Source organism: Gilliamella sp. X-46, assembly GCF_057063525.1.
Genome location: NZ_JBXSQH010000016.1, coordinates 44,088 through 50,673, shown reverse-complemented (window position 1 = coordinate 50,673; position 6,586 = coordinate 44,088). Strand labels below are relative to the sequence as shown.

Genomic DNA, 6,586 nt, shown 5'->3' with positions numbered 1-6,586 from the left:
GACCGCCGTATTTTTTAGCAAGTACAGAAGTAATTGCCGCAGTTAAAGTTGTTTTACCATGGTCAACGTGGCCGATTGTACCAACGTTAACGTGGGGTTTTGTACGTTCAAATTTTTCTTTAGACATTTATCGTCCCTCAATGTAATACAAATCGGTGGTGAGTCACCACATTAACCAAGTATCATATTCAATATCAACATAATACTAACTTAAAATTAGCTCTGAATAATAACAGATAAAGCTATCAAGTGACAAGCTTTAAAGCAGTCAAATTTGATATTTTTAGAAGTTTAGGAAATTAACAAGAATGGTGCTGATAGGCAGATTTGAACTGCCGACCTCACCCTTACCAAGGGTGCGCTCTACCAACTGAGCTATATCAGCAATTGGAGCGGGCAGCGGGAATCGAACCCGCATCATCAGCTTGGAAGGCTGAGGTAATAGCCATTATACGATGCCCGCATGTTCAAACTCGGCTACCTAAATGCTTCAATTAGCTATTGCTAATATTAGATGATGGTGGTGGGGGAAGGATTCGAACCTTCGAAGTGTGACACGGCAGATTTACAGTCTGCTCCCTTTGGCCGCTCGGGAACCCCACCCCGAATCTTTATAAACTGTTTACTTAGGAAAATGGTGCCGGCTGCCGGAATCGAACTGGCGACCTACTGATTACAAGTCAGTTGCTCTACCTACTGAGCTAAGCCGGCCTAAGTGCTGCGCATTATGGACTAGAACATTTAACCTTGCAAGCAAAAAAAACAAATTTTATTTTGTTTGATTAAAAAAAAGTCAAAAATATAAAAAAGACCTGAAATATGAGCTATTTCAGGCCTTTTTTTAATCAAAAAATTAATTTAGATTATTTCTTTTTAGCGACTTTTTTCTTAGGGGTCTCAGCACCTTTTGCTGCGGTATGGATAGCAACATCCTCATTAATGTCCCCTTTGTCCTGATATGCACGACCATAATAGGTATCAAGCAGAATTTGTTTTAACTCTGCAATTAAAGGATATCGAGGATTTGCACCAGTACATTGGTCATCAAAAGCATCAACCGCTAATTGATCGACTTGAGACAAGAAAGTCTTTTCATCCACACCAAATTCTTTAATGGAGAATGGAATATCAAGATCTTTTCTAAGTTGATCTAACCAACCAATTAATTTCTCGACTTTTTTCTCATCTTTATCAGTAGCTGCGGTTAAACCTAAATGATCAGCAACTTCTGCATAACGGGCAATTGCTTTAGGATAACCATATTGGCTAAATGTGCCTTGCTTAGTTGGTTTGTCAGTTGCATTAAAACGCACAACATTACTAATTAACATCGCATTTGCCACACCATGTGGAATATGGAAAGCTGCACCAATTTTATGCGCCATTGAGTGACAAACACCAAGAAATGCCTGAGCAAAAGCAACACCAGCTAATGTCGCTGCACTATGCACTTTTTCTCGAGCGACAGGATTTTTAGCACCTTCCCGATAACTTGCAGGTAGATAAGTTTTAAGTATGCTTAAAGCTTGTAATGCTTGTCCATCAGAAAACTCACTAGCCATGACTGATACATAAGCCTCTAGTGCATGTGTTACTGCATCATAACCGCCAGCTGCACAAAGTGAGCGAGGCATATTCATCACTAAATTAGCATCAACAATAGCCATATGTGGAGTAATTGCATAATCGGCTAATGGATATTTTTGCCCCGTTGCATCATCAGTAACCACAGCAAATGGCGTCACTTCAGAACCTGTACCTGATGTCGTTGTTACACAAATTAATTTTGCTTTTTGACCCATATTTGGGAAATGGCAAGCACGTTTACGGATATCCATAAAGCGCAATGCTAATTCTTCGAATTTGGTTTCAGGATGCTCATATAAAACCCACATGATTTTAGCTGCATCCATTGGTGAACCACCACCTAATGCAATTATAGTATCAGGTTGGAATGCTCGCATAGAATCTGTTCCTTTATGCACAACACTTAAAGTTGGATCTGCTTCTACATCAAAGAAGGTTTCACAAATAACGCCTTGAGCTTCTAATTGATCAGTAATTTGTTTTGAGTAACCATTATTAAATAAGAATTTATCTGTTACCAAAAATACACGTTTTGCGCCTTGCTCAATCACTTCACTTAAAGCAACAGGTAGTGAGCCACGTTTAAAATAGATAGAACTTGGTAGTTTATGCCATAACATATTTTCTGCTCTCTTAGCGATGGTTTTCTTATTAATTAAGTGCTTCGGTCCAACATTTTCAGATACCGAGTTTCCACCCCAAGAGCCACATCCTAAAGTTAAAGATGGCGCTAAATCAAAATTATACAAATCACCAATACCACCATGAGCCGCTGGTTGATTAATTAAAATACGGCAAGTTTTCATTTTACTACCAAAATAAGCAATACGTTCACGGTTGCTATCTTGATCAGTATAAAGAACAGAAGTATGCCCCATTCCCCCCATTTCAACTAATTTTTCCGCTTTATCTACCGCTTCAGAAAAATCTTTCGCTTTAAACATGGCTAGCGTTGGTGAAAGTTTTTCATGGGCAAATGGCTCAGACAAATCGACTTTACTCACTTCACCAACAAGGACTTTTGAACCAGCAGGCACTTTAAGACCAGCCATTTCAGCAATTTTTGTTGCTGGTTGACCAACAATATTGGCATTTAATGCGCCTTTATCGTTTAAAATAATACCTTGTACTGCTTTGGTTTCTTTAGCATTTAATACATATGCACCATATTGGGTTAATAAACGACGCACTTCATCATACACAGAATCAACCACGACAATAGCTTGCTCTGAAGCACAAATCATACCATTATCAAAAGTTTTAGACATAAGTACAGAAGCTACAGCACGTTTTAAATCAGCTGTTTCATCAATAACAACAGGCGTATTACCGGCTCCAACACCTAATGCTGGTTTACCTGAACTATAAGCAGCTTTAACCATACCCGGTCCACCTGTCGCTAAAATAGCTGCCACATCATCGTGATGCATTAATGCATTTGATAATTCGATAGATGGTTCATCAATCCAACCAATAATATCTTTTGGTGCACCCGCTTTTATTGCTGCATCTAACACAATTCGAGCCGCTTCAATCGTTGATTTTTTTGCTCTAGGATGTGGAGAGAAAACAATTGCATTACGTGTTTTTAGACTAATTAAGGATTTGAAAATTGCGGTAGAAGTTGGATTAGTAGTAGGAACAATTCCACAAATAATACCAAGTGGTTCTGCTATAGTAATAGTACCAAATGGCTCATTTTCAGCGACTACCCCACAAGTCTTATCGTGACGATATTTATTTAAAATATACTCTGCAGCAAAAAGATTTTTTATGACTTTATCTTCAACAATTCCCATTCCTGACTCAGCAACAGCCTGCTGTGCAAGAGGGATACGTGCAGCAGCAGCGGCGGTTGCTGCTGCCACAAAGATTTTGTCAACTTGCTCTTGAGTATAAGTCGAATAAGTCTCCTGTGCTTTTTTGACGCGAGCCATTAACTCATTTAACTCATTCATATTAGTTACTGCCATAGATTTCTCCTTGAAATTAAAAAATAAATCGGGATCGTTTGGCGTCTTCCATGAAACTATTTAATGCTTAAGCATAATAACAAAACGAAATTGACGTTATCGTAAATCAGATTTTTACTTTATACAATAATATATTGAAGAAAAAAAAGCATGTTAATAAAAGTAACTAATTTATTTATACTTTGAACCACTGAAAAGAAGTAATTAAACAGTACACAAAGGGAAACTACTTTTAATAAATAAGTAGTTATCCTTTAATGCTATTTCTGATAAAGAAAAAATGGCTAGTTCTAAAAAGTTATATGTTACATAATTTATTTAACACATAACTAACGGCCACAAAACCAAAGGTAGCTGTAACTGTTGTAATTGCTCCAAACCCCGATTCACAGTCCATTTTTTTAGGCCCCTCTGCATCACTTTTTGTAAAGCATATTTGCCCATTTTTAGAAGGATACGTTAATTGTTCCGTTGAAAATACACAAGGAATGCCATATTTACCTTTACTATCTTTGTTTAATTTATAATTATGCTTTAGCTTTTCACGTAACTTCGCCGCTAATGGATCTTGAACGGTTTTTGCTAAATCAGCAATTTTAATTTGTGTCGGATCTTTTTGACCACCAGCCCCGCCAATGGTAATCACTTTTAATTTTTGTCGCTTACAATATGCAAGTACCGCTGCTTTATCATGTACACTATCAATTGCATCGATAATATAGTTATACCGTGGTGATTGCTTTGTTCCCAAATATTCGCTGACGTTATCGATATTAATGAAATCATCAATTTCATTCACCACACATTCAGGGTTAATTTGTAAAATACGTTCTGCCATCACTGAGGTTTTAGCTTTACCTATATTAGATTTTAAAGCATGAATTTGACGATTAGTATTTGTCACGCATACATCATCCATATCAATTAAGGTAATTTTACCAATACCACTACGCGCGAGTGACTCTGTAACCCAAGAACCGACACCTCCAATACCAATTACACAAATATGCGCTTGTGAAAAGCATTGCAAAGCCGACTGACCATAAAGCCTTGCAATACCACTAAAACGTTGAAGATAAGATTCTGTATTCATCGATTATGATTGATGGTGCTTATAGCTAAACACCTACGCTCCTGAAATTTTTTACAAATTATAACTGCAATATTATTTTATAAACAAGTTATTAATAAGTATTAGTGATACTATACCTTTTCAAGAATAAAACACTAAATTTCTAGCTCTCATAAAGATCAACTAAATCATCCCGATGATGCGCAATAAGTAGGATATTATTTGTCATTAATTGTATTCGTTTGAGTTATTAATTTTCCCTACAATAAATGTTGTTAACTATAATAAAAGAGGAAATAAAGAATGCGAAAACCCAAAAAACTACTTAATAATCCAAATAATGTAAGACAAGAAGTCATGCAGGGGTTAATCTATGCCAATCAGGGTAGATTAACTGCAATTTCTGAACATTGTGCCGTTTATGGTAACCATATTGCCAGTGATCAAGTAGTTATTGTCTCAGGTGGTGGTAGTGGCCACGAACCAACCTTTGCAGGATTTATTGGTAAAGGCGGAATTGATGGCTGTGCAATTGGCGAAGTTTTCACATCGCCATCTCCAGATCAAATTATTGAGGTAACCAAAGCTATAGAAAAAGGAAAAGGCGTACTATTTTTGTTTGGTAATTATTCTGGTGATGGAATGAATTTTGATATTGCAGCCGAAATATTAGGAGAAGAAAATATTGTCATCAAAACGATTCGAGCAACTGATGATATTGCTTCGGCACCATTATCTAAGATTTCTGATCGCCGTGGCGTTGCTGGTATTATGTTTTTATACAAAATTGCTGGCGCTGCCGCACAATTTGAAAAATACGACCTTGAAAATCTCTACCAAGTTGTATCAAAAGCAAACAACAATGTTCGTACCATCGGTGTCGCCCTAGATGGATGCGCATTACCTCAATCAAATCATTTCAATTTTGAATTAGATGATAACGAAATTGAAATTGGTATTGGTATTCATGGTGAAGCTGGATTACGTCGACAAGCTATAACGTCATCTGATGAAGTTGTTAACGAGATGATAGACAGCTTGTGTGATGATTTACCGTTTAAAAAAGGCGACCGCGTATGTGTATTAATTAATAATTTAGGCGCACTGAGTAACGCCGAACTGTTCATTGTAACACGTAAAGTCGGTATTGAGCTGGATACACGCGGCATAATCAGCCACGATGTCGTTGTTGGCCATTTTTGTACATCCCTTGAAATGTCTGGTTTTTCAATTAGCTTAATGAAATTAGATGAAGAATTACAACATCTTTATGATTTACCTTGTCAAACACTAGGATGGAGAAAATAGAATGAATTTATTACAAGTTCGTAAAATGATGTTATTTACCGCCCAAAAAATGATCGAAAGTGAACCAACATTAACCGCTTTAGATCAATTAGTCGGCGATGGCGATCACGGCATCGGTATGAAACGTGGATTTACAGCTATCATGGTGCTACTACAAGACGAAAAATTTCAACCAACTAATATAGGTGATTTTTTTACGCAAATTGGTACAAAATTAATGATAAGTATGGGCGGAGCTTCTGGCGCTATTTTTGGTACTTTATTTAGAGCGGGCGGAAAAAGTATTACAGGCGTAACAGAGTTTGATTCTGATGCATTATCAAAACTCCTTAATGAAGGTTGGCAGGCAGTCTATCAACGAGGAAAAGCCAAACCAGGGGATAAAACTATGGTTGATGCCTTAGCCGCTAGTGCAACAACCGCAAGTCAATTAACATCTTCGAAGTTAATCGATGCGCTCCCTAAAATAGCACAATCTGCTATGGAAGGCGCAGAAAAAACGAAACAGATGATCGCTGTATTTGGACGAACTAAAAATTTAGGTGAACGCGCAATTGGTCACATGGATCCGGGAGCGGCTTCAATGGCGTATATCTTAAAATATATGAATAAATATATCCAAACCCAATAAAACAATAAATCCGCC

Annotated in this window: 5 protein-coding genes and 4 tRNA genes; 2 read left to right on the top strand and 7 right to left on the bottom strand. The window is 37.2% G+C overall.

All coding sequences use genetic code 11. The features are described from left to right. The 7 genes from ACYIAJ_RS09460 to tcdA all read right to left on the bottom strand — a co-directional run. On the bottom strand, positions 1–127 hold a 127-nt coding region (locus ACYIAJ_RS09460), incomplete at its 3' end, for a GTP-binding protein (RefSeq protein WP_238786112.1). 182 nt (positions 128–309) lie between these two features. Next, a tRNA-Thr gene (locus ACYIAJ_RS09455) sits at positions 310–385 on the bottom strand. 3 nt (positions 386–388) lie between these two features. Further along, a tRNA-Gly gene (locus tag ACYIAJ_RS09450) sits at positions 389–463 on the bottom strand. Between the two features lie 55 nt (positions 464–518). Further along, positions 519–603, bottom strand: a tRNA-Tyr gene (locus ACYIAJ_RS09445). A 32-nt stretch (positions 604–635) separates the two neighbouring features. Then, positions 636–711 (bottom strand) — tRNA-Thr (locus ACYIAJ_RS09440). Positions 712–863: 152 nt separating this feature from the next. After that, on the bottom strand, positions 864–3,560 hold the full coding sequence (gene adhE / locus ACYIAJ_RS09435) for a bifunctional acetaldehyde-CoA/alcohol dehydrogenase (RefSeq protein ID WP_483560225.1): 2,697 nt from the start codon (positions 3,558–3,560) through the stop codon (positions 864–866). A gap of 298 nt (positions 3,561–3,858) precedes the next feature. Continuing rightward, positions 3,859–4,653, bottom strand: a complete 795-nt coding sequence (gene tcdA / locus ACYIAJ_RS09430) for a tRNA cyclic N6-threonylcarbamoyladenosine(37) synthase TcdA (protein WP_483560223.1) — start codon at positions 4,651–4,653, stop codon at positions 3,859–3,861. Between the two features lie 282 nt (positions 4,654–4,935). On the opposite strand from tcdA, the gene ACYIAJ_RS09425 reads away from it, so the two are divergent. Together ACYIAJ_RS09425 and dhaL are read left to right on the top strand one after the other, a co-directional pair. After that, positions 4,936–5,940: a dihydroxyacetone kinase subunit DhaK gene (locus ACYIAJ_RS09425; RefSeq protein ID WP_483560221.1), complete on the top strand. Its 1,005-nt coding sequence runs from the start codon at positions 4,936–4,938 to the stop codon at positions 5,938–5,940. A gap of 1 nt (position 5,941) precedes the next feature. After that, on the top strand, positions 5,942–6,571 hold the full coding sequence (gene dhaL, locus ACYIAJ_RS09420; protein WP_483564692.1) for a dihydroxyacetone kinase subunit DhaL: 630 nt from the start codon (positions 5,942–5,944) through the stop codon (positions 6,569–6,571). Positions 6,572–6,586 lie beyond the last annotated feature (15 nt).